The sequence below is a fragment of the Herbiconiux sp. UC225_62 genome, from assembly GCF_042694625.1.
In the GTDB taxonomy this organism is placed as follows: domain Bacteria; phylum Actinomycetota; class Actinomycetes; order Actinomycetales; family Microbacteriaceae; genus Herbiconiux.
In genome coordinates this window covers 375125-395695 of sequence record NZ_CP170551.1, presented here as the reverse complement: position 1 = coordinate 395695, position 20571 = coordinate 375125, and the positions used below count along the sequence as shown (strand labels likewise).

The window sequence follows — 20571 nt, the reverse complement described above, 5'->3', positions numbered from 1 at the left end:
TCCATGGCACGCACTCTCCAGCTCGCACTCATTCCCGGCGACGGGATCGGCCCCGAGGTCGTCACCGAGGCCGTGAAGGTGCTCGACGCCGTCACCGCGGGCAGCGACGTCGCGTTCGAGAAGACGCACTTCTCGCTCGGTGCGGCCCGCTTCCTCGAGACGGGTGACGTGCTCACCGACGACGACCTGGCGGCGATCAGTGGCCACGACGCGATCCTCCTCGGCGCGGTCGGGGGAGTGCCCGGCGACCCGCGCCTCAAGAACGCCAACATCGAGCGCGGCCTGCTGTTGAAGCTCCGCTTCGCGCTCGACCACTACGTGAACCTCCGCCCCACCACGATCTACCCGGGCGTCCCGAGTCCGCTCGCCTCGCACGGCGACGTCGATTTCGTCGTCGTGCGCGAGGGCACCGAGGGTCCTTACGTGGGCAACGGCGGCGCCATCCGCGTCGGCACGCCGCACGAGATCGCCAACGAGGTGTCGGTCAACACCGCCTACGGCGTGGAGCGCGTGGTGCGGTACGCCTTCGAGAAGGCGGCGAGCCGCCGCAAGAAGCTCACGCTCGTGCACAAGACGAACGTCCTGGTGTTCTCCGGCAGCCTGTGGCAGTCCACCGTGAACCGCGTGGCATCCGAATACCCCGAAATCGCCGTGGACTACCTGCATGTCGACGCCGCGACGATCTTCTTCGTCACGGATCCTGCTAGATTCGACGTCATCGTCACGGACAACCTCTTCGGCGACATCCTCACCGACCTGGCCGGCGCAATCAGCGGCGGGATCGGATTGGCGGCCTCGGGCAACATCAACCCCGACGGCACGTATCCCTCGATGTTCGAACCGGTGCACGGCTCCGCTCCCGACATCGCCGGGCAGCAGAAGGCCGATCCCACGGCCGCGATCCTCTCGGTCGCTCTGCTGCTCGACCACCTCGGCCTCGCCGAGCAGGCGGCTCGCGTGCGTGCGGCCGTCGTCGCCGACATCGCGGCGCGCGACGGATCGCCGCGCACGACGACGCAGATCGGCGACGCGATCGTCTCGGCGATCACCACGCCGGCCCTCGAGACCTCCCACTGACGACAGAACCGACGAAAGACGGACCATGACTCTCGCACCGACCTCCACCTTCCCTCTCCAGTTCGAGCTCACGCCCTCGCAGGATGCGCGTGCGGAGGCGGAACGCGAGGTCATCCTGGCCGACCCTGGCTTCGGCAAGCACTTCACCGACCACATGGTGCAGATCGACTGGACCGTGACCGAGGGATGGCACAACGCCAGCGTCATTCCGTACGGCCCGCTGCTGCTCGACCCCTCCGCCGCCGTGCTGCACTACGCACAGGAGATCTTCGAGGGCCTCAAGGCGTACCGCCATGCCGACGGCTCGATCTGGACCTTCCGCCCCGAGAAGAACGCCGAGCGGCTGCAGCGCTCCGCCCGCCGCCTCGCCCTGCCCGAACTGGCGGTCGAGGACTTCGTGGAGTCGCTCAAGCAGCTCATCGCGGTCGACGGATCGTGGGTGCCGTCTGCGCCCGAGACGAGCCTCTACATCCGGCCCTTCATGATCGCGAACGAGTCGTTCCTCGGCGTGCGGCCCTCGCAGAAGGTGGGCTACTACGTGATCGCGAGCCCCGCCGGCGCCTACTTCACCGGCGGTGTGGCCCCGGTCTCGATCTGGCTCTCCACCGAGTACTCCCGGGCCGGCCGCGGCGGCACCGGCGCGGCGAAGTGCGGCGGCAACTACGCGGCCTCGCTGCTCCCCCAGCAGGAGGCCTACGAGCACGGCTGCGCGCAGGTGCTCTTCCTCGACGGCGAGACCGGCGAGCACGTCGACGAGCTCGGCGGCATGAACGTGTTCTTCGTGCACCAGGGCGGCACGATCGTCACCCCGCGCCTGTCCGGCACCATCCTGGAGGGCATCACGCGCGACAGCATCATCCAGCTGGCGCAGGATCGCGGACTGACCGTGGAGGAGCGTGACGTCACGATCGAGGAGTGGCGCGACGGTGTGGCCTCCGGCGACATCACCGAGGTCTTCGCCTGCGGCACCGCCGCAGTCATCACGCCCATCTCGGCCCTCAAGTCGCCCGACTTCACCATCGGCGACGAGAACGCGCCGGCGGGCGAGCTCACCATGTCCCTCCGGCAGGAGCTCACCGACATCCAGTACGGCCGCCTCCCCGACCGTCACGGCTGGCTCACGAGGCTGGACGCCTGAGGCTCCGCGCATGAAGATCGCACGGTTCAGTCATGGCGGCGCCATCAACTTCGGGATCCTCGACGACGCGGAGGGCGGAGGCACCGAGCTCGTCGTGTTGAACGGCGACCCGATGTTCGCCGGTTTCGACACCACGGGAGAGCGCGTGCCGCTCGCGGATGCGACGCTGCTGGCCCCGGTCATCCCGCGCTCGAAGGTGGTGGCGGTGGGCAAGAACTACCAGGACCACGTCGCCGAGATGAACACGGGCGAGGCCCCGAAGGAGCCGCTGCTGTTCCTGAAGCCCAACACCTCGGTGATCGGCCCGGGCGACCGGATCGTCCGTCCGCCCCAGTCGAACCGGGTGGACTACGAGGGCGAGCTCGCCATCGTGATCGGCAGCGTGGCGAAGAACGTGCCCGCCTCCGACGCGGCGAGCGTGATCTTCGGCTACACGATCGCCAACGACGTGACCGCGCGCGACCTGCAGGCCTCCGACGGCCAGTGGGCGAGAGCCAAGGGCTTCGACACCTTCTGCCCGCTCGGCCCCGTGATCGAGACCGAGTTCGACCTGGCCTCCGCCGCGGTCGAGACGCGACTGAACGGTGTGCTCAAGCAGAGCGCTCCGCTCAGCGACATGATCCACTCGGTGCCGGCCATCGTGGCCTATGCGTCGGCCGCGTTCACCCTGCTGCCGGGCGACGTCATCCTCACCGGCACTCCGGCGGGCGTCGGACCCATGGAGGCGGGCGACACCGTGGAGATCGAGATCTCGGGCCTCGGAGTGCTCAGCAACCCCGTGTTCTGAGCCACGCGTTCGCCGATCCGTCAGTTGGTGTCGCTTTGGACGTGCCAGAGCGACAACACGCGACGGATCGACGCGGTGTCAGGGGTTCTGCGCGAGTCCCGCGGCGGTGTCGAGGGCGTCGAGGGCGCCCGCCAGCTGGGCGATCTGCTCGTCGGTGAGTTCTTCGAAGAGCTCGAGCACGTGCTGCGCCCGCTCGGTGCGCGCCCGCAGGATGGCCTCGGCGCCGGCATCCGTCGACCCCACGAAGAACGACCGCCCGTCATCGGGGTCGGCCGTGCGGGTCACCAGGTGCTTGGTCTCGAGGTCGGCGAGCAGACGCGTGATCGTGGGAGCGGCGACGCGCTCCACCCGGGCCAGGTCGCCGGGGCGGATCGGGCCGCACCGCACGATGGTCGAGAGGGCGGAGATCTGACCCGGGGTGAGGGTGTCGCTGGTCGCCCGGATGCGCCGGTTCAGGCGCCCGACCGAGAGCGCGAGGCGGGCGGCGATTTCGGCACGGTCCAGGCCGGATTCATTCGTCATCGAGTTTGACTTTCGGTCACCAATTGGGCGGGTTGCGACGAGTCTTCCACATGCACGTACTTCTTGCCCCGACTGAACGAGGCGATTGCCGCGATGACCGACATCACGGCGGCCGCGGTGAACACGACGACGAGCCCCGAGTGGAAGGGGCCGGAGATCAGCTGAGGGAAGAACTCCTTGCCGGTGAGCGTCGCGGCGTCGACACCGGACTGGCCAAGCACACCGCTCGGTCCGAGCAGGCTCTGGATCGGGTTGTATCCGAGGAAGGCGGCGAAGAGGCTGCCGACCGGCGGGAGGGCGCCGATCTGCTGAGCCGCGGCATCCGGGACACCGTGGGCGGTGAGTCCCTGGGTGAGTGTCTGCGGCAGCGTGGCGGCGAGGCCCACGATCATCAGCGAGAAGAAGATGCCGATGGAGAGCGAGGTGCCCGCGTTCTGCACCGTTCCGGCCATGCCCGACGCCGAGCCGCGCTGGTTCGCCGGCACGCTGTTCATGATGGCGGTGCGGTTCGGCGCGCTGAACATGCCGGAGCCGAGACCCGAGACGAGGGTGATGACGGCGAACTGCCAGTACTCGAAGTTCACCGGGATGACGAGCAGCGCCACGAAGCTCGCCGCGGTGACCAGGAGGCCGGCCGTGGAGAAGAACCGCGCCCCGAAGCGGTCGGAGAGGATGCCGGAGAGCGGCCCCGCGACGAGGAAGCCGACGGTGATCGGGAGCAGGTAGATTCCGGCCCAGAGCGGGGTGTCCTCGTAGGCGTAGCCGTGCAGCGGCAACCAGATGCCCTGCAGCCAGATGATGAGCATGAACTGCAGTCCGCCGCGCGAGATCGAGGCGAGCAAGCCCGCGAGGTTCGCCATCGCGAAGGAGCGGATGCGGAACAGCCGCATCTCGAACATGGGTGCCGCACTCTTCAGCTCGATCACGACGAACCCGGCGAGCACCACCAGGCCGCCGATGATCGCGGTGAGCACCCAGGGGTTCGTCCAGCCGGTGGAGCTGTCGCCGTAGGGCTGGATGCCGTAGGTGATGCCGGCGAGTACGGCGGTGAGACCGACGGCGAAGGCGAGATTGCCTGGCCAGTCGAGCTTGCCGGGGTTCTTGGTGCCCACCTCGTGCAGCGACTTGTACGACCAGATGGTGCCGATGACGCCGATCGGCACGCTGACGAAGAACACCGCGCGCCAGTCGACGACGGCCAGCAGCCCGCCCACGATGAGGCCGATGAAACTGCCCGCGATGGCGGCGACCTGGTTGATGCCGAGGGCCATGCCGCGCCGGTTGGCCGGGAAGGCGTCGGTGAGGATGGCGGTGGAGTTCGCGAAGAGCATCGCACCGCCGACGCCCTGCACCAGGCGCCAGACGATGAGCCACATCGCGCCGGGGCCGCCGGCGAACGGATCGAAGGCGAGAGCGATCGATCCGACGGTGAAGACCACGAAACCGAGGTTGTAGATCTTCACGCGGCCGTAGATGTCACCCAGCCGGCCGAAGCTCACGACCAGGACGGCGGTGACCAGCATGTACCCCATCAGCATCCACAGCAGATAGCTGATGTTCCCCGACTGCAGCGGATCGAGATCGATGCCCGTGAAGATCGCGGGCAGCGAGATGATCACGATCGAGGAGTTGATCGTGGCCATCAGCATACCGAGGGTGGTGTTGCTGAGAGCGACCCACTTGTAGCGGGGGTGGTCTTTGCTGAGGAATGTCATTCGGAGAACTCCGCGATTCACGTGCATCAAGTAATTGATTTACGTAAACTAACTATACGCCTGCCGTGGTGCGTGGGCGCGTAAGACAACGAGCGGAGGTCCGAGAAGCTCCGGCGCCGAAGGCGTCGCCGGTGGCCCCGGGCCTCCGCCCGTTCGCGGTGGTTCTGCGGTGCAGCCCTTAGTCGTTCGCCGTCTGCTTCGTGAGGAACGCGAGCACCTCGTCGGCGACATCCCGCCACCCGTGGTCGATGGTGAGGGAATGGCCGCGACCCGGGATCTCGATGTACTCGGTCGTTCCCGGGTTCTTGCTCTGGAGCCGGTAGGCCGCCTCGGTCATCGCGGGAGGCACCGTGTTGTCACCCGCGCCCGACACGATCAGCAGCGGGCCGCGCTGCGGGTTCTTCGTGTCGACCTTCGTCTCGGTGAAGGGATTGAAGTTCGCGGTGGCCGCCTGGAACAGCGGGACGCCGGATGCGGCGACGTGGTAGGTCTCCCAGAGCTCTTTCGCCTCCTCGGCGTCGAGGTTGTTGGCCCAGCCGTAGGTGAACTGCTCGAGAGTGAGGGAGACCGCCTTGCCGAAGTTGAGCGGGTTGCCGAGGACGGGCGCCGAGGACTTGAGCGATGACACCGGCAGGGGGAGCACTCCCTGGAACGGTGCCGGATCGATGGCCACGGTCGCCTCGCTCGCGCCCTCGCCGGCGATCTTCTGCGCGATCAGGCCGCCGAAGGAGTGGCCGACCACCGCCGGGGTGAGGGTGAGCGCGTCGATGGCCTCGAGGTAGTGCTCGGTGACCTGCTTCACCATCTTGTGGGCGAAGACATCCGGGTCTTTCCTCGCCTCTTCCACGCTCTGCGGGTCGTCGGGCCAGCCCGGGGCGATGGTGGAGAAGCCGTTCTCCTCGAACAGGGTGCGCCACTTCTCCCAGCTGCTGGACAGCAGCCAGAGGCCGTGGACGAAGACGACGGGCTGGAGGCCGGAGGCGTTGGCGCGCTCGATCTCCTCGGTTTCTGCAGCAGTGAGTGTGCTCACGGTGGATCCTTCCGGTCGGCGGTGTTCGCACGCTACTGGCGCGGCGCCCCGCTGCGCAAGAGGTCCTGGTCGGGTGTGGACCGCCGGCGAGAGCCTGTGGAGAATGGGGGCATGTCATCTGGAGCCGAGACCGTGACCCGCGAGTTCACCATCGCCATCGACGCGGCGCCCGCCCTGGTCTGGACGGCGCTGACCTCGCCGGAGTACACGACGGAGTGGTGGTTCGCGAACACCGTCGAGTCGACCTGGGAGGTGGGGGCCCCGATCGGCTACCTCGACGAGCGCGGTCTGCCCGACGTCCTCGGCGAGGTGCTCGTGGTCGATCCGCCGCACCGGCTGGCCACCACCTTCCATCCGGTGTGGTCGGAGGAGGTGCGCGAGCACGAGGGCACCCGCGTGGAATGGGTGCTCGAGGAGCTCGACGGGATCGCCGACGCGCAGCGCACGCGGGTGACACTCACGCACTCCGGGGTGATGCCCGGGAGCGTGCTCGACCGGGAGATCGCTCCGGGTTGGAACTATCTGCTCGAGAGTCTCAAGAAGCTGCTCGAATCCTGACGACCCGCCTCGCAATGTGTACACTGTTCACATTGAACTGATTCCGATGTCGGTGGAATACGGAAGAGTACGAATCGCGTTCTCCATTGACAGCGGCTCCGCCGATCCTCTTGCCCGTCTCATCTCGACAGGACTTCTCCGTGACCGATAGCTCATTGCACGCCACCGAGGCCGCCTCCGCTCCGTCGAGCACCGGCGCGACCGACGCCGGCGACCACATCGCCCGCCGCAACCGGCTCGTCATCAACCTGCTGCTGGTGGCGACCTTCGTCGTCATCCTCAACGAGACCATCATGGGTGTGGCCATCCCGCATCTCGTGGTCGACCTCGGCATCACCGAGGTCGCCGCGCAGTGGCTCTCGACCGCGTTCATGCTCACCATGGCGGTGGTCATCCCCATCACCGGCTTCCTGCTGCAGCGCTTCAACACCCGCCCGATCTTCATCGCCGCGATGTCGCTGTTCAGCGCCGGTACCCTCATCGCCGCGCTCGCGCCCGGCTTCGAGGTGCTGCTCGCGGCACGCGTGGTGCAGGCGTCCGGCACCGCGATCATGATGCCGCTGCTGATGACCACGGTGATGACCCTGGTGCCGCCGGCGACGCGCGGGCGCACCATGGGCAACATCTCGATCGTCATCTCGGTGGCTCCGGCCATCGGCCCCACGATCTCGGGCATCATCCTGAGCACGCTCAGCTGGCGCTGGATGTTCATCCTCGTGCTGCCGATCGCCATCGGTGCCCTGATCCTCGGCGCCGTGCGGGTCAAGAACGTGACGGAGCCCCGCGTGGTGCCGATCGACGTGTTCTCGATCATCCTGTCGGCCTTCGGTTTCGGCGGCCTGGTCTACGGCCTGAGCAACATCGGCGGCGCTTCGGCCACCTTCCTCGGCAGCTGGATGCCGCTGATCGTCGGGCTCGTGGCGCTCGCCGGTTTCGTGCTGCGGCAGATCGCGTTGCAGCGCACCGATCGTGCCCTGCTCGACCTGCGCACCTTCAAGGCGCGCACCTTCACCGTGGCCATCCTGCTCATGGCGGTGTCGATGATGGCGTTGTTCGGCACCATCATCGTGCTGCCGTTCTTCATGCAGAACGTGCTCCAGCTCGATGCCCTCACCACAGGCCTCCTGCTCCTGCCCGGTGGCATCGTGATGGGCGTGCTCGCGCCGTTCGTCGGGCGGCTCTACGACAGGTTCGGGCCGACCGTGCTGCTCGTTCCCGGATCCATCATCGTCTCAGGCGTGCTCTGGGGCCTGACCATGGTGAACGAGAACACGTCGCCGTGGTGGGTGCTCGTGGCACACGTGACGCTCAGCATCGGCCTCGCGCTGATGTTCACGCCGCTGTTCACCGCGGGTCTCGGGGCTCTCAAGCCGAGGCTGTACTCGCACGGCTCGGCGATCGTCGGCACCGTGCAGCAGCTCGCCGGTGCCTCCGGAACCGCGCTGTTCATCGCCGTGATGTCGGGTGTGGCGCTCACCCATCAGTCGGCCGGCGAGTCGGTGATCTCGTCGACGGCGGCGGGCATCCAGGCCGCGTTCCTCTGCGGCGCCATCATCTCGCTGCTCGGCGTGGTGGCGGCGTTCTTCGTGCGGCGTCCGCCGACGCTCACGCCTGAGCAGCAGCGACTGCTCGACGAGGAAGCGGGCGGCGCGGCCGAGGGTGTGCCGATCGGGCACTGAGCTCGATCGGGCACGAGCCCTGGGTTTCCCGCCCTGGGTCTCTGCGGGGTCCCGGCTCAGAACTGCGGGGGCTCCGGCGGCGCCTGCGGCGGCTCGGTGGGAGCGCCGGGCGGAGGAGTGGGCGGCTCGGGCGGAAGTGTGGGCGGCGGTTCTGTGGACATGCCGCCGACCCTACTCGCCCGATCCGATTCCGCACGCGGGTCGTGGTCTCAGAGGCCCAGCAATGCCGTGAGGGCGCTCTCGCTCACCACAGGGATGCCGTACGCCCGAGCCCGCCGCGCCTTCGTGGAGAGCGAGTCGGGGTCGGCGGCCGCGACCACCTTCACCTGCTTCGTGACGTAGCTGCGCGGCACCAGTCCGCTGCCGGCGAGGATGGCGTTCCACTCCTCGCGCGGTCGCGACATCGATCCGGTCAGCGCGATGTGATCGCCGGCGCCGAGCGCGAAGCCCCGCGGCGGACGCCCGCGGTCGAGGGCCGCGAGGTGATCGACGAACGTGGGCACCCGGCGTCGAGGCGCATCCGCTCGCCGGGCCGGCGCCGCGGTGTACCCGGCGCTCTCCCAGGCCCGTTCCCGGGGGAACCATGGCGCGCCGGGCGACGGGATGCGGGCGAAGCTGTGCTCAAGACCGCGGGCGAGATACTCGTCCCACCCCGAGCGGTCTTCGGTGTGGTCGATGTAGGCCGCCAGGAGCAGGGCGGTGGCCTCCGCGTCGACGGAGGCGCGGTGCGCGCCGTCGAGCTCGATGCCGAAGGTCGCACAGCACTCCGCGAGCGACCGCCGGGCGCCGGGCGGTAGGTATTCCTTCGCGAGCCGCATCGTGCAGAGCGAAACCAGTTCGTCCCAGTGCGAGTACCCCATCCGCTCGAGTTCGGCGAGCAGGAAGCGGGTGTCGAAGCTCGCGTTGTGGGCCACGATGACTCGGCCCGAGAGCAGGTCGAGCAGTTCGGGAGCGATCTCGCCGAACGTCGGCGCCTGGCGGGCTTCGAAGGCCGTGATGCGATGGATGTCCTGCCGCCCGAGATCACGGCCCGGGTTGATCAGCGTGTCCCACCGGCCGGTGATCGTGCCGTCCGGATCGGAGTGCACGACCGCCACCTCGATGGCCCGATCGCTTCCCCCGGGGAACAGCCCGGTGGTCTCGAAGTCGATCGTGGCGAAGCCGGGCATGGTGCTCTTCTCGGGTCGTGGGGTGCTGCCCTTCGAGGCTAACCAGAGCGACCGACATCGGAGGGAGGACGCGCCCGCGACAGGCCCGGGGCCCTCGGTCAGGCTCGAGCGTGCGCCAACTCGAGGGCTGCCGCGACCTCGTCGTGCGAGGCGGCCGCGAGGTCGATCACGGTCCAGCCCTGCTTTCCCCAGGCCCCGTTCGCGGGAGAGAATGCCGCACTGTTGCGGCAGAACATCGCCTGCTCCTCCGGAGCGAGTCCGACGTTCATCGTGAGCCCGTCGCGTGGCAGTGAGGCGAAGATCCGCGAGACCTTGAAGGCGCGACGGTCGTGGTGCGGCACCTCGATCGCCCCGGAGAGCTCGAGGGCCAGCGCAGCACCGTCGACGAGGGACATCAGTCGCTGTCGTCGCGCCAGGCCGCCACGTCGACCTCGTTGCCCTCGGGGTCGGCCAGGGTCCAGTACGCGGGTGCGTTGGCGTCGTTCACGATCGTGCCGCCCGCCGCGACCGCCGCCGCGACGCGTCGCTCGGCCTCGTCGCGCGGCACCGAGACGTCGATGTGGATGCGGTTGCGCTGGGGTCGGGGCGCGTCCATCTGCTGGAACCACACGTTCGGACCATGGCCGAGCGGATCGACGACGTCCTCGTCGCCCTCCTGTCGGTAGCCGAGCACGGCCGCCCAGAACGGCATCACGCCCGGGATGTCGAGCGCGTCGACCGCGATCTGCACCACCTGCACCCGGGAGGGGTCGGCGACGATGCCGAGTTCGTCGGCCGCCGTGGAGATGCGTTGTGCCAGGGCGAGATCCCGCCGGCTGATGTCGCCGACGTCGTGGCTGATCAGGCGCACCGTGACGGAGGAGTACCGCAGCTCGACGTCGGGGTGGTGGTCGGCCGCGTCGGCGAGTTCGGCGATGGCGAAGACGAGGGCCGCGCCCTTCTCGAACGAGCCCGAGGAGAAGTGCGCCCGGGCGCCGTCGAAGACGACGCGCCAATCCGAGACTCCCTCGGAGGCGCGGAACTCGCGGGGCGAGATGCGGTCGTTCATCGACTGCTCCATAAGTCGAGGGTAGACGCTCTCCCGCCTCGGAGAACAGGATTGAGCCACCCCATCTGCGACGAGGAGAGATCGATGGACCAGAGCAACGAGCCGACCCCCCACCACGAGTCGCCCGACTTCGGTGACCCGGACCTGCCCCAGGAGGGCATCGTGAACACGGCCGGCGACCCGGCGAGCACCCGGATGACGGGGCCGCAGAATCCGGTCATCGAGAGTCAGTTCCCGAACCAGATCGACGCACCGCCGACGGACATCAGCACGCAGCCCTTCTTCTGGTCGTCGTTCAACATTTCGCCACGGCGGGTGCAGCGGGGCGGGTGGGCGCGGGAGCTCACGCAGCCGGATTTCGCGATCTCGGACGAGATCGCGGGCGTGAACATGTACTTGGAGGCGGGCGGCATCCGGGAACTGCACTGGCACCAGACCGCGGAGTGGGCGTTGATGACCCGCGGCAACTGCCGCATCACGACGTTGAGCCGCGAGGGCCTGCCGAGCGTCGACGACGTTCAGGAGGGTGATCTCTGGTACTTCCCGCCGGGCCTGCCGCATTCGCTGCAGGGGATGGGCCCGGATGGCGCGGAGTTCGTTCTGGCCTTCGACGACGGCGCGCAGTCGGAGTCCAACACCCTGCTGCTCACGGACTGGTTCGCCCACACGCCCCCGGAGGTGCTGGCGAAGAACTTCGGGGTGGCGCAAGAGGTGTTCCGCGACATCCCGTTGCACAACCTCTGGATCTTCCCCGGTGACGAGCCGGGCGATCTCGAGGCCGACCGGGCCGCGGCCGGCGTGGTGCCGGGCACGGAGGCGGTGATCTTCCGTCTGTCGCGCTCGACGCCGGTGTTCGAGAACAGCGGAGGGCGCATCCAGATCGCCGACAGCAGCAACTTCCCGGCGTCGAAGACGATCGCCGCCGGTCTGGTCACCATCGAGCCGGGATCGATGCGGGAGCTGCACTGGCATCCCAACGCCGACGAGTGGCAGTACTGGCTGAAGGGCCAGGGCCGGATGACGGTGTACAACACCGGGCCGCACGCGAACACCACCGACTTCCGGCCGGGGGACGTGGGTGTCGTGAAGCGGAACCTGGGGCATTACGTCGAGAACACCGGTGACGAGACGCTCATCTTCCTCGAGACCTTCCGCAGCGATCATTACGAGGAGGTGTCGCTCGCGAACTGGCTGAGCCACCTGCCGCCCTCGCTCGTATCGCAGCACCTCAACATCCCCGCGGAGGTGCTCGCGACCTTCCCCCGGGGCACGCAGGGCATCACCCCGCTCCGTTGAGCGGCGTTCTCCCTCGGCGGTCTCCTTCGGCGGTCAGCCGCCGGGGGAGAGCAGTACGGCGAGACCGGCGAGTGCCATCCCGCTGAGGTTGAGCACGATGCCGACACGGATGCTCAGCACCTTCTGCGTATAGGCCTCGTCGAGTCCGAAGGCCAGGACCGGGCACCCCGCCCAGACGAGCAGGGCGAGCCCGATCGCGGCGGCCAGCACCCCGACCCACCACGCCGTCGCCCCGAGGAGGGGCAGTTCGGTCGGCCGCCAGCCCGAGGCGAGCAGGGGACCGAGGATGAGGCCGGGGGCGATCGACCCCGCCGCGGTCCAGATGGTCCCCGTGCGCATGATGCGCTGGATCTCGACAGCGCGCGAGGTCACGTCGTTCGCGGATGTCGTGTACTCGGTCACCCGTCCACTTTCCACCCATCGGGGCGGTCGCGGCAATGACTTCGGCGGGAGATTTCGTCGGGTCAGCCGGAGAAGGCGGTGGAGCAGGTCTGCTCGGCCGCGGTCTGCCCCTTCAGGCCCTCGATGACGTCAGGGGTCTCCGCGACATCGGTGGGCGCCTCCGACGCCGGCGGTGCCGCGTCGGTGGCGGGCGGCGCCTCGGTGGGCGGGGTGTCGCCGCCGGCGATCGTGGTGCCCGGAGCCGCGGAGTCGGCCGGCAGGGTGAACGGCTGGTCGGCGAGCACGCGGGAGAAGAGCTCCTCGGCGAGCGAGTACACCGGCTGCACCTTGTTGGGGTCCTCGACGTAGGCCGACACCGGGTACTGCACGAAGACGATCTTGCTGAGGTCGACGTCTTTCAGGGTGAGTGCCAGCGACACCATCGAGTCGATGCCCTGGAGCGAGGTCGAGGGGGTGATGTTCTGTGAGGCGGCCGTCGCCAGGCCGTAGATCTTCGTGGGGTCGGAGAGCGTGCTCTCGGAACGGATCTTGCGCAGCAGCGACGAGAGGTACTGCTGCTGCGAACCGATGCGGGAGAGATCGCTGCCGTCGCCGACGCCGTGCCGGTTGCGCAGGAACGCCAGCGCCGTCTGTCCTTCCACCGTGCTGAGACCTGCGGGCAGGTCCAGACCCGAGTCGGGGTCGAAGATCGGGTCGACGAGGCACACCTCGACGCCGCCGACCGCGTTCGTCATCTCGATCACACCGTTGAAGGAGGTGGCGGCGGCGTACTGGATGGGCACCGTCGTGAGGTTGGTGATCGTGTCGACCACGCAGCCGAGGCCGCCTCGGCTGTACGCCTCGTTCAAGGGCTGGGCGCTCATCGCGTCGAAGTACTCGTCGGTCTTCGGGTCGTGGCACTCCGGATGCGGGATGACGAGGTCGCGGGGAAAGCTCACCACCACGGCGTCCTGGTGGTTGGCGGAGACGTGCAGGAGGATGTTGACGTCGTTCAGCGTGGCATCCCGCTCGCCGTAGTCCTCACCCTGGTTGGCGTCGTTGTCGGTGCCGACGATCAGCATGTTGAACCCGCCGTCGAACGCGCCAAGGAAAGGGGGCGGAGGGGGCGGGGTCGCGCCGCCGATGTCGACGGCGTTGTCGCTGATGGTCTTGGTGATGTTGGTGACCGCGTAGGCCACCACGGCGACCGAGCTGATGGCCACCACGGCGAGAGCCACGCCGAGGAACCGCAGCACAGATCCGATCGCCGACGGTGTCTTCTGCCGCCCGTGTCGCATCTGGTCCATCCGGCCCCCTCGTTCGTTCGCGCCCGCGCCCGGCGGGTCTCCGGATTCGCCGATCCGGGTCTCGTCGAGGCTAGCGACATTCCCTCACCTCGTGCACGCCGGCTCTGCCGTTTCCCAGACTTCTCGCTCCCGGTGTTGCCGCTGGACACGAGTGGTCCTACGCTCCCGAGCATCCGCTTCGATCGACGAAAGGGATGCCATGGCACACGAAGACGCGGTGATCGAGTGGCTCCTCGACTCCGATCCCGCTCTGCGCTGGCAGGTGCTGCGCGATCTGACGGATGCGCCTGCCGAGACCGTAGCGGCCGAACGCGCGCGGGTGGTCGACGAAGGCTGGGGCGCGCAGCTGCTGGCCGAGCAGACGCCCGACGGCGGGTGGGGTGGCACCGAGCTGCGCGACCGCTGGCGGTTCGACCTCTACACGCTGCACCTGCTGCGCGCGCTCGGCCCCGATCCGCAGGCACCGGTCGTGCGCCGGGCCATCGCCCGCACCCGCGACGGAGTCACCTGGGGTCCTGAGTTCGGCGACTCGCCGTTCTTCGAGGGAGAGGAAGAGCCCTGCATCAATGGCCGGGTGCTGTTGATCGGCGCCGTTTTCGGCGAGATCTCTGAGTCGTTGATCCGGCGCCTTCTCGACGAACAGCTCGACGACGGAGGCTGGAACTGCGATGCCCCGCTCAGTTCGCGCTCCTCGTTCCACAGCACGATCTGCGTGCTCGAGGGTCTGCTCGCGGCCGAGCAGGCGCTGGGGTCCCGGCCGGAGCTGCTCGCGGCCCGTCGGCGGGGCGAGGACTACCTGCTCGAGCGGCATCTCCTGCGGGCGCGTCGCACGGGTGAGATCATCGATCCGGTGTGGACCAGGTTCGCCTTCCCTGACGGCTCCGACTACGACGTGCTGCGCGGGCTCGACTACTTCCGGGCGGCCGGCGGTGAGCCCGATCCGCGGCTCGAGGAGGGGCTCGACCTGGTGCGCCGGCGCCGCGACCCCAGCGGACGCTGGCCTCTTCGCGACCCCGAACTCAGTCATCAGCACCTCGTGATGGAGCCGGGCGGCGACGGCCGGCCGAGCCGCTGGGTCACCCTGCGTGCACTCCGCGTGCTGCGCTGGGCCGAGCAGAGCCCGCCTACTGGTACGAGATGAAATCGGGCACGGGCGCGACCGTCGTCATCGTCTGTTCGGGGGTGAGCATCGGGGCATCCTCGTCGTAGAAGTTCTTCCAGCCCCAGGCCACGCCCGGCGGCGCACCCTCGTGCAGGGCGTTCCAGGTGTTCTGCTTGTCCGGCTGGGCACCCTGGCCGTCGACGTGGAGGAGGTATTCGAGCTCCGGATGCGTCAGGTCGAGCGAGGCGCGGTCGCCGATCATCGACGAGCGGAACTGGTGCAGCACCAGCATCTTTGGCGGCAGCGAATCGGTGTTCACCAGCTGGGCGAGCCACTCGGCCACCGCGTTCACCTCGGCGGCCGACACGCTGCCGATCTGCTCGAGGGGAACCTGGCCCGGGCCGAGCCGCCACTCCGGGTCGAGGGCCAATCCGACGTTCGGATGCTCCAGCAGTGAGCGGTAGAGCTTCGCCTGGGTGAGGAAGTCGGTGCGGCCGGGCTGAAGATCGAGCACCACCGACATCCCGGCGGCCTCCGCGGCGGCGACGTAGGGCTCGAGGGTGGCGACGTCGCGCTCGTTCGAGTAGTCACCGTCGGCTCCCGCGTCGCCGGCCGCGACGGTGGCGATGATCTCGAGCGTGGGGATCACCGGAATGTCGGAGAGGGGGTCGTATTGGGCGGCCACCTGCTGGGCGCGTGCGATGGTGCCCGCGACGTCCTGCTCCCCGAGCACGCCGAGCACCGCCGCGCCGGGCGTGCCGTAGAGCGCCACGAAGCGGTGGCTGCCGAACAGGCGCAGTCCGCCGCCCGGGAGTTGCGCGTCGGTGCGGGCGACCCGCACCGACCAGTCGGGGGCGGGCTGCGCGGCGAACCCCGGGCCGACGAGCAGCACGGTCGCGGCATCCGGGTCCGCGTCGTGCAGCCGGTCGATCATCACCGGATCGTCGAGGAGATCGGGCGGGGGGTCGGAGACCACCTGGATGCCGGCGCGAGCGGCCCGGATCGTGGCGGCGGCCGCGAGCGAGCGCGGGTCGTCGTCGACCAGGGCGAGGGCGCTGCCCAGGGCGGCCGCGCGCGCCGGCGGCGGACCCATCGGAGCCGGCCCGGCGCCGGCGTCCGGATAGGGCACGGCCCGGGTCGGCAGCGCAGCGACCACGGCGACCGGGCTGTCGGAGTCGGTGTCCGAGTCATCGGCGCCGGACCCGCCGGCGCCGGTGACGGAGTCGTCGAGCATCAGGCCCGTCGCCGATCCGACGGCGTCGGCCGTGGCCTCCACGGCGACCGCCGTGACCTCGACGTCGCCGTGCGACACGAAGCCGGTGTCGCCCACGAGGAGCACACGCGCGGTGCCGAGGCGCTCGAGTTCGCCGTCGATCTTCCCTGCGGCGGAGGTCGGGGCCGGGGTCGACGAGGTGTCCGCCGTCGGCGAGGAGTCGGCAGGGGAAGCCAGGAGCAGCGGCACGCCGAGGGGCACGCTCGCCGCGGCCGCGAGGAGTTGCGCCTCCGGATCGCCGGCCGGGGCGATCACGACCAGCGGCGCCTCCTCGAACACGGCGGCGCTCGCGGAGAGGGCGAGGGTCGCGGCATCCGCATCGCCGAGCACGGTGGCTGCGGCCGGGGGAACCGAGGTGCGAACGGTGCCGGGCGACGCATCCCCGTCGCCCCCGGTGACGCAGGCGGACACCAGCAGCACGCTCGCCACCGCCATCGCCAGAGCGGCGACCCGCGGCGGGCCGAGCGATCCGCCGCGAGCGCGGCGGGCCGTTCCTGTCTCACGTCGTCTGCCGGATAGCACCGCCGTCCATGCTACGCGGGCGCTCCGACACCGTCGCGGCCGGAGTCCACCGCGAGGGCCGCCGCAGGCACGTCGGGGTGCCCGTGCCGCGCTCTCGCGACGACACGAGCACCCCGAGGTGCCGGATGGCGCTTCGGCCTAGCCGAGCGGACCGTACGCCTCGGGCGTGGTGCGCGCGTGCGTGGCCTGCTCGAAGGAGTAGGTCAGGCCGATCAGCGTGCCCTCGGCGTAGTCGTGACCCAGGAACTCCAGGTTCACGCCCGCTCCCGCCACGGTGCCGTCGGCGTCGATCGACTGGCCCATCGGCACGGTCACCGCCGGCATCCCGGTGTTCGGGCTGAGCCGCAGGTTGGTGCTCTGCGTGCCGTAGGGGTTCGCCGAGGGGTAGACCAGCGCGTCCAGATCCTGCTCGTCCATCATCGAGGTGACGAGCGCGTTGCCGGTGGCGATGGCCGTGGTGTGGCTTCCCGTCGGTCCGGCCCAGGCCTGGTAGGTCTCCTCGGTGATCTTGTCCCGCGAGCTGTAGGTGCCCTGCCGCGACGGCACGTACTTGCCGGAATCGAGGATGCCCTGGAGCGACCGGGCGGTGACATCGGGGTCGAGGTGCGCCGCGATGTAGCCGTTCAGGTCGTGCTTGAACTCGTTGGTGCTTCCGCTGGACTCACCGAGCACCTTCGAGAAATCGGCCGGCGGCGTGATCTCCACCACGGTGGCGCCCTGCGCCTCGAGGGTGGCCTTCGCGTCGTTCCACAGTCGCACGGTGGTGGGGTTCGACCCGATCATCGACGCGACGTAGCCGATCCGCGCACCCTGGAGGGCGGTCGGGTCGAGGAACGAGGTGTACGAGTCGGGCACCTTCCCTTCCTGCTCGGAGGTGATCGGGTCGGACGGATCGACGCCCACGACCGCGTCGAGCGCCACCGCGGCATCCGTCACGCTGCGGGCGAGGGGGCCACCGGTGTCCTGGCTCAGCGCGAGCGGGATGATGCCGTCGCGGCTGGTGAGACCGACCGTGGGGCGGATGCCGACGAGCTGGTTGTAGGAGGACGGAACCCGGATCGAGCCGCCGGTGTCGGTGCCGAAGCCGATGCCCGCGAGGTTCGCGGAGATCGCGGCACCCGTTCCACCGCTCGAACCGCCGGCGGTCTGCGTGGTGTTGTACGGGCTCGCCACGAGCGTGCTCGTGCCGGCCGGCTGGAAGGCGGAGAACTCGGAGACGAAGCCGAAGGCGAACTCGTCGAGGCTGGCCTTGGCCAGGATGACGGCGCCTTCGTTGCGGAGACCCGTGATCATGGCCGCGTCGGTCGCGGTCTGGTTGTCGTCCCAGCATCCGCATCCGCCGGTGGTCGGCATGTCGGCGGTGTCGTAGTTGTCCTTCACCGCGATCGGCACGCCGAGCAGCGGGCTCGTCATGCCGTCCGCGGCGCGCTCGGCGTCGGCGTCGGCCGCCGCCTGCAGCGCGACGTCGCTCGTGGTGATGATCGAGTTGAGGGCGCGTGCGCCGTCGCCCGGGGCCACGACCGTGCGGTCGTAGGCCGCGATGCGGTCGAGGTAGTCCTGCGTGATGGCCACCGAGGTGGTGACGCCGGCGTTCATCGCGGCCTGCATGTCGATGGCCGAGGCTTCGATGAGGTCGAACGGGCCGTCGTCGTAGATCATCCGCTCCGACACGGCGGCGAGGTCGGCCACCGTCAGGATGCCGTCGGCGTCCACGTCGGCGGTCGCCACACTCGCCCAATCGGGAGACGCGGTCGTGGCGCCGAGGTGGTCGCCGACCACGCCGAGGTCGGCTTGCGTGACCTGCTGGTCGCCGGTGAGGTCGAGCGCCGTGTAGTACGGCGCCAGGAACGCGGCGGTAGCGGGAGCCGGCGCCGGGTCGGCGTTGGCGGGTGCCGCGGCGAGGGCGCCGGCGGCGACGGTCGCCAGGATGCCCAGCGCAGCTGCGGCGGTCGTGCGGGTGCGGGTGCGTCGAATCACGGTCGTCCTCTGCGGGCTGGTGGGGCGCTGGTCGGGCTGGTGCACGCTGGCGGATCGGATGCTCATCGCGAACCCGCCGTCCGGCGACGGAGGAGCACGAGCACGCCGGCGGCGACCGCTGCGGCGGCGACGACGAGGAGAGCGCCGATGCCGAAACCGGTGGCGGCGAGCGATCCGCTGCCCGATCCGGCGGTGGTCGTGGAACCCGGGTCGGTGTCACCGCCCGGCGTGGTCGTCGCCGTCGGCGACGGGGTGGGGGCAGGCGTCTCGGTGGGGAGCGGTGCGATGGCCACGGCGGCGGTGGCGGCATCCGTCAGCGTCGTGGTCTCGCCGGCCGGGTCGACCAGGGTGACGGAGGCGGCGTCGAGGGAGGCCGATCCGGTTCCGCTCGCGAGGGCGGTCAGTTGCAGCGAGGCCGCGACGTCTCCCGCGAGGCTGGGGGACGTGCCGAGGCGGGAATGCACGAGGGTGACGCTGCCCTCGGTCTCCTTGACGGTGTCGTAGCCGCCGTCCGGGGCGGTGGCGCTGCCGGCGACGTAGTCGAACAGGGCGGGGTCGTAGCTGACGGTGATCTGGTAGGCGTAGACGTCGGCGGCGCCGACGAGGCCGAGATCGACGTCGACGGTCTCGCCCACCGTGACCGACGGGGTCGCGGTCAAGGCCACCGAGGCGGTGGTCGGGGCGGCGAGCGCAGGGCTCGCGCCGAGCAGGGACAGGCCGACGGCGACGGCGCCGGTCAGCACCGCGGTTCGCAGTCGCCGCCGGGGCGGGGTGTGGTCGTGCAGGGGCACGCGGTCCTTCTTTCTCATCGGTTTCACGTCCCGCACGGCGCGCGTTCGGGCGCGCCGGAGGAGCCCCGGTGGTCGGGTCGCTGATCCGGAGCGGGGCGGCCGGCCGAAGGAGAGGGCGGGCGCCGCACAGCGACCTGAGAGGCGTTGCGGGATGTGGCTCAGGAAGGCTCACGCTAGCGATCGCAGAGCACCCGATCAGTTTCCGATGTGTTTCACGGATGTAACGAAATCACCGGATGTTCTCACTGGGGCCGGAATTCTGCCGGTTCCCCTTTGAAGGGGTGGTCGCGGCGTATTATTACGAATTGTTACGGCAGGCCAGGACGAGGCAGACCGCCTCTTACGCCGACGAGAGGTGGGACAACCGATGAACGAGACGACCACGATGATGACGATGCTCTCCGAGAAGATGGAGGGCCCCATGGCCGACATGGACATGATGATGATGCAGCGCTGTATCGAGGCGTGCTCCGCCGCCGAGCAGGCGTGCACGATGTGCGCCGGTTCGATGGCCGCGGAGGGCATGGCCTCCAGCCTGTGCATGAGTTGCGCTGAGATGTGCAACACGATGATGCGGATGATGCTCCGCCCGATGGCGACGAGTGAGATGGGCATGAGCGCGATGATGTCGATGCTCACGGCCACCGCCGCGATGTGCCGTGCCTGCGCGGAGGAGTGCATGGCGATGGGGGAGTCGAACGCCACCGCGAAGATGTGCGCTCAGGTGTGCGTGAACTGCGCAGAGGCCTGTGAGGCGATGATGGCGTCCATGAAGACCATGATGACGAGCATGTGACATCGCCCGCCTGATCGGACGCCCCTGCTCGCGCGGGGGCGTTCTTGCGTTCAGGCCGCGCGCACGCTCAGGAACTCGTCGCCGACGGCGAGCACCCCGTAGAGGCCGTGCACCGCGACCGGCGACCCGGCGACGAGGACGTCGCTCAGGTCGGTGTGGTGCCAGCGTTGTCCGACGGTCGCGTCGTGCAGCGTCACGAATTCGATCCACCCGTCGGAGGAGGCCGAGACGATCAGGGCATCCACCCACTGCGACGGGGTGGCCGAGGCTGCCCGGCGGATGATCGGGTGCAGCTCGTGGCCTTCGTCGAAGGTCGCCATCTCGCACGCGACAGCTCCGAGGTGATCGATGTGCGCGTCGTGACGAGGCTGCTGGATCGACATGATTCCCCTTCCGGATTCCG

Annotated in this window: 20 protein-coding genes; 8 read left to right on the top strand and 12 right to left on the bottom strand. The window is 69.4% G+C overall.

Annotated elements, in window-relative coordinates; all coding sequences use genetic code 11:
- The first annotated feature begins 3 nt into the window (after window positions 1-3).
- From ACFJGU_RS01975 to ACFJGU_RS01965, 3 genes are read left to right on the top strand one after another with little or no spacing between them, the layout of a single operon-like run.
- Window positions 4-1077, top strand: a complete 1074-nt coding sequence (locus ACFJGU_RS01975) for a 3-isopropylmalate dehydrogenase (RefSeq protein WP_382307173.1) — start codon at window positions 4-6, stop codon at window positions 1075-1077.
- 25 nt (window positions 1078-1102) lie between these two features.
- Entirely contained in the window at window positions 1103-2215 is a 1113-nt protein-coding gene (locus ACFJGU_RS01970) for a branched-chain amino acid aminotransferase (protein ID WP_382307172.1), read from the top strand.
- Window positions 2216-2225: 10 nt separating this feature from the next.
- Entirely contained in the window at window positions 2226-3002 is a 777-nt protein-coding gene (locus ACFJGU_RS01965) for a fumarylacetoacetate hydrolase family protein (protein WP_382307170.1), read from the top strand.
- Window positions 3003-3080: 78 nt separating this feature from the next.
- Here ACFJGU_RS01965 and ACFJGU_RS01960 read toward each other — a convergent pair whose 3' ends face one another.
- The 3 genes from ACFJGU_RS01960 to ACFJGU_RS01950 form a co-directional block, all read right to left on the bottom strand.
- Complete coding sequence (locus ACFJGU_RS01960) at window positions 3081-3524, bottom strand: MarR family winged helix-turn-helix transcriptional regulator (RefSeq protein WP_382307168.1); 444 nt, start codon at window positions 3522-3524, stop codon at window positions 3081-3083.
- Window positions 3521-5239, bottom strand: coding sequence for an MFS transporter (locus tag ACFJGU_RS01955; protein ID WP_382307166.1), 1719 nt, complete (start codon window positions 5237-5239; stop codon window positions 3521-3523). Before ACFJGU_RS01955 ends, ACFJGU_RS01960 begins: the two co-directional genes overlap by 4 nt.
- Window positions 5240-5417: 178 nt before the next feature.
- Window positions 5418-6269 (bottom strand): alpha/beta hydrolase, encoded by an 852-nt coding sequence (locus tag ACFJGU_RS01950; RefSeq protein WP_382307164.1) that lies wholly within the window; start codon window positions 6267-6269, stop codon window positions 5418-5420.
- A 111-nt stretch (window positions 6270-6380) separates the two neighbouring features.
- On the opposite strand from ACFJGU_RS01950, the gene ACFJGU_RS01945 reads away from it, so the two are divergent.
- Entirely contained in the window at window positions 6381-6827 is a 447-nt protein-coding gene (locus ACFJGU_RS01945; RefSeq protein ID WP_382307162.1) for an SRPBCC domain-containing protein, read from the top strand.
- Window positions 6828-6967: 140 nt separating this feature from the next.
- Window positions 6968-8506 carry an MDR family MFS transporter gene (locus ACFJGU_RS01940; RefSeq protein ID WP_382307160.1) on the top strand — a complete coding sequence of 513 codons (1539 nt, stop codon included), beginning with the start codon at window positions 6968-6970 and terminating at the stop codon, window positions 8504-8506.
- Window positions 8507-8715: 209 nt separating this feature from the next.
- Here ACFJGU_RS01940 and ACFJGU_RS01935 read toward each other — a convergent pair whose 3' ends face one another.
- From ACFJGU_RS01935 to ACFJGU_RS01925, 3 genes are all read right to left on the bottom strand, one after another.
- Window positions 8716-9675, bottom strand: a complete 960-nt coding sequence (locus ACFJGU_RS01935; protein WP_382307158.1) for an exonuclease domain-containing protein — start codon at window positions 9673-9675, stop codon at window positions 8716-8718.
- A 98-nt stretch (window positions 9676-9773) separates the two neighbouring features.
- Window positions 9774-10070: an MmcQ/YjbR family DNA-binding protein gene (locus tag ACFJGU_RS01930; RefSeq protein WP_382307156.1), complete on the bottom strand. Its 297-nt coding sequence runs from the start codon at window positions 10068-10070 to the stop codon at window positions 9774-9776.
- Window positions 10070-10723 carry a VOC family protein gene (locus ACFJGU_RS01925; RefSeq protein ID WP_382307155.1) on the bottom strand — a complete coding sequence of 218 codons (654 nt, stop codon included), beginning with the start codon at window positions 10721-10723 and terminating at the stop codon, window positions 10070-10072. Before ACFJGU_RS01925 ends, ACFJGU_RS01930 begins: the two co-directional genes overlap by 1 nt.
- 84 nt (window positions 10724-10807) lie before the next feature.
- Here ACFJGU_RS01925 and ACFJGU_RS01920 point away from each other — a divergent pair, with 84 nt between their 5' ends.
- Window positions 10808-12019 (top strand): cupin domain-containing protein, encoded by a 1212-nt coding sequence (locus ACFJGU_RS01920; protein ID WP_382307154.1) that lies wholly within the window; start codon window positions 10808-10810, stop codon window positions 12017-12019.
- Between the two features lie 33 nt (window positions 12020-12052).
- Here the strand turns inward: ACFJGU_RS01920 and ACFJGU_RS01915 are convergent, their stop codons facing one another.
- Both ACFJGU_RS01915 and ACFJGU_RS01910 read right to left on the bottom strand, forming a co-directional pair.
- Complete coding sequence (locus ACFJGU_RS01915; protein WP_382307152.1) at window positions 12053-12421, bottom strand: hypothetical protein; 369 nt, start codon at window positions 12419-12421, stop codon at window positions 12053-12055.
- A 62-nt stretch (window positions 12422-12483) separates the two neighbouring features.
- Window positions 12484-13707: an LCP family protein gene (locus ACFJGU_RS01910; RefSeq protein ID WP_382307151.1), complete on the bottom strand. Its 1224-nt coding sequence runs from the start codon at window positions 13705-13707 to the stop codon at window positions 12484-12486.
- 199 nt (window positions 13708-13906) lie between these two features.
- On the opposite strand from ACFJGU_RS01910, the gene ACFJGU_RS01905 reads away from it, so the two are divergent.
- On the top strand, window positions 13907-14848 hold the full coding sequence (locus ACFJGU_RS01905; RefSeq protein ID WP_382307149.1) for a hypothetical protein: 942 nt from the start codon (window positions 13907-13909) through the stop codon (window positions 14846-14848).
- Here ACFJGU_RS01905 and ACFJGU_RS01900 read toward each other — a convergent pair.
- From ACFJGU_RS01900 to ACFJGU_RS01890, 3 genes are all read right to left on the bottom strand, one after another.
- On the bottom strand, window positions 14832-16517 hold the full coding sequence (locus ACFJGU_RS01900) for a hypothetical protein (RefSeq protein WP_382307147.1): 1686 nt from the start codon (window positions 16515-16517) through the stop codon (window positions 14832-14834). The two genes, ACFJGU_RS01905 and ACFJGU_RS01900, sit on opposite strands and share 17 nt — an antisense overlap.
- 225 nt (window positions 16518-16742) lie before the next feature.
- Window positions 16743-18647, bottom strand: coding sequence for an amidase family protein (locus ACFJGU_RS01895; protein WP_382307145.1), 1905 nt, complete (start codon window positions 18645-18647; stop codon window positions 16743-16745).
- Window positions 18644-19390, bottom strand: coding sequence for a cohesin domain-containing protein (locus tag ACFJGU_RS01890; protein ID WP_382307144.1), 747 nt, complete (start codon window positions 19388-19390; stop codon window positions 18644-18646). Before ACFJGU_RS01890 ends, ACFJGU_RS01895 begins: the two co-directional genes overlap by 4 nt.
- 349 nt (window positions 19391-19739) lie before the next feature.
- On the opposite strand from ACFJGU_RS01890, the gene ACFJGU_RS01885 reads away from it, so the two are divergent.
- Window positions 19740-20168, top strand: a complete 429-nt coding sequence (locus ACFJGU_RS01885) for a hypothetical protein (RefSeq protein WP_382307142.1) — start codon at window positions 19740-19742, stop codon at window positions 20166-20168.
- A gap of 50 nt (window positions 20169-20218) precedes the next feature.
- Here the strand turns inward: ACFJGU_RS01885 and ACFJGU_RS01880 are convergent, their stop codons facing one another.
- A complete protein-coding gene (locus ACFJGU_RS01880; protein ID WP_382307140.1) occupies window positions 20219-20551 on the bottom strand; it encodes a hypothetical protein in 333 nt (110 codons plus the stop codon).
- Window positions 20552-20571 lie beyond the last annotated feature (20 nt).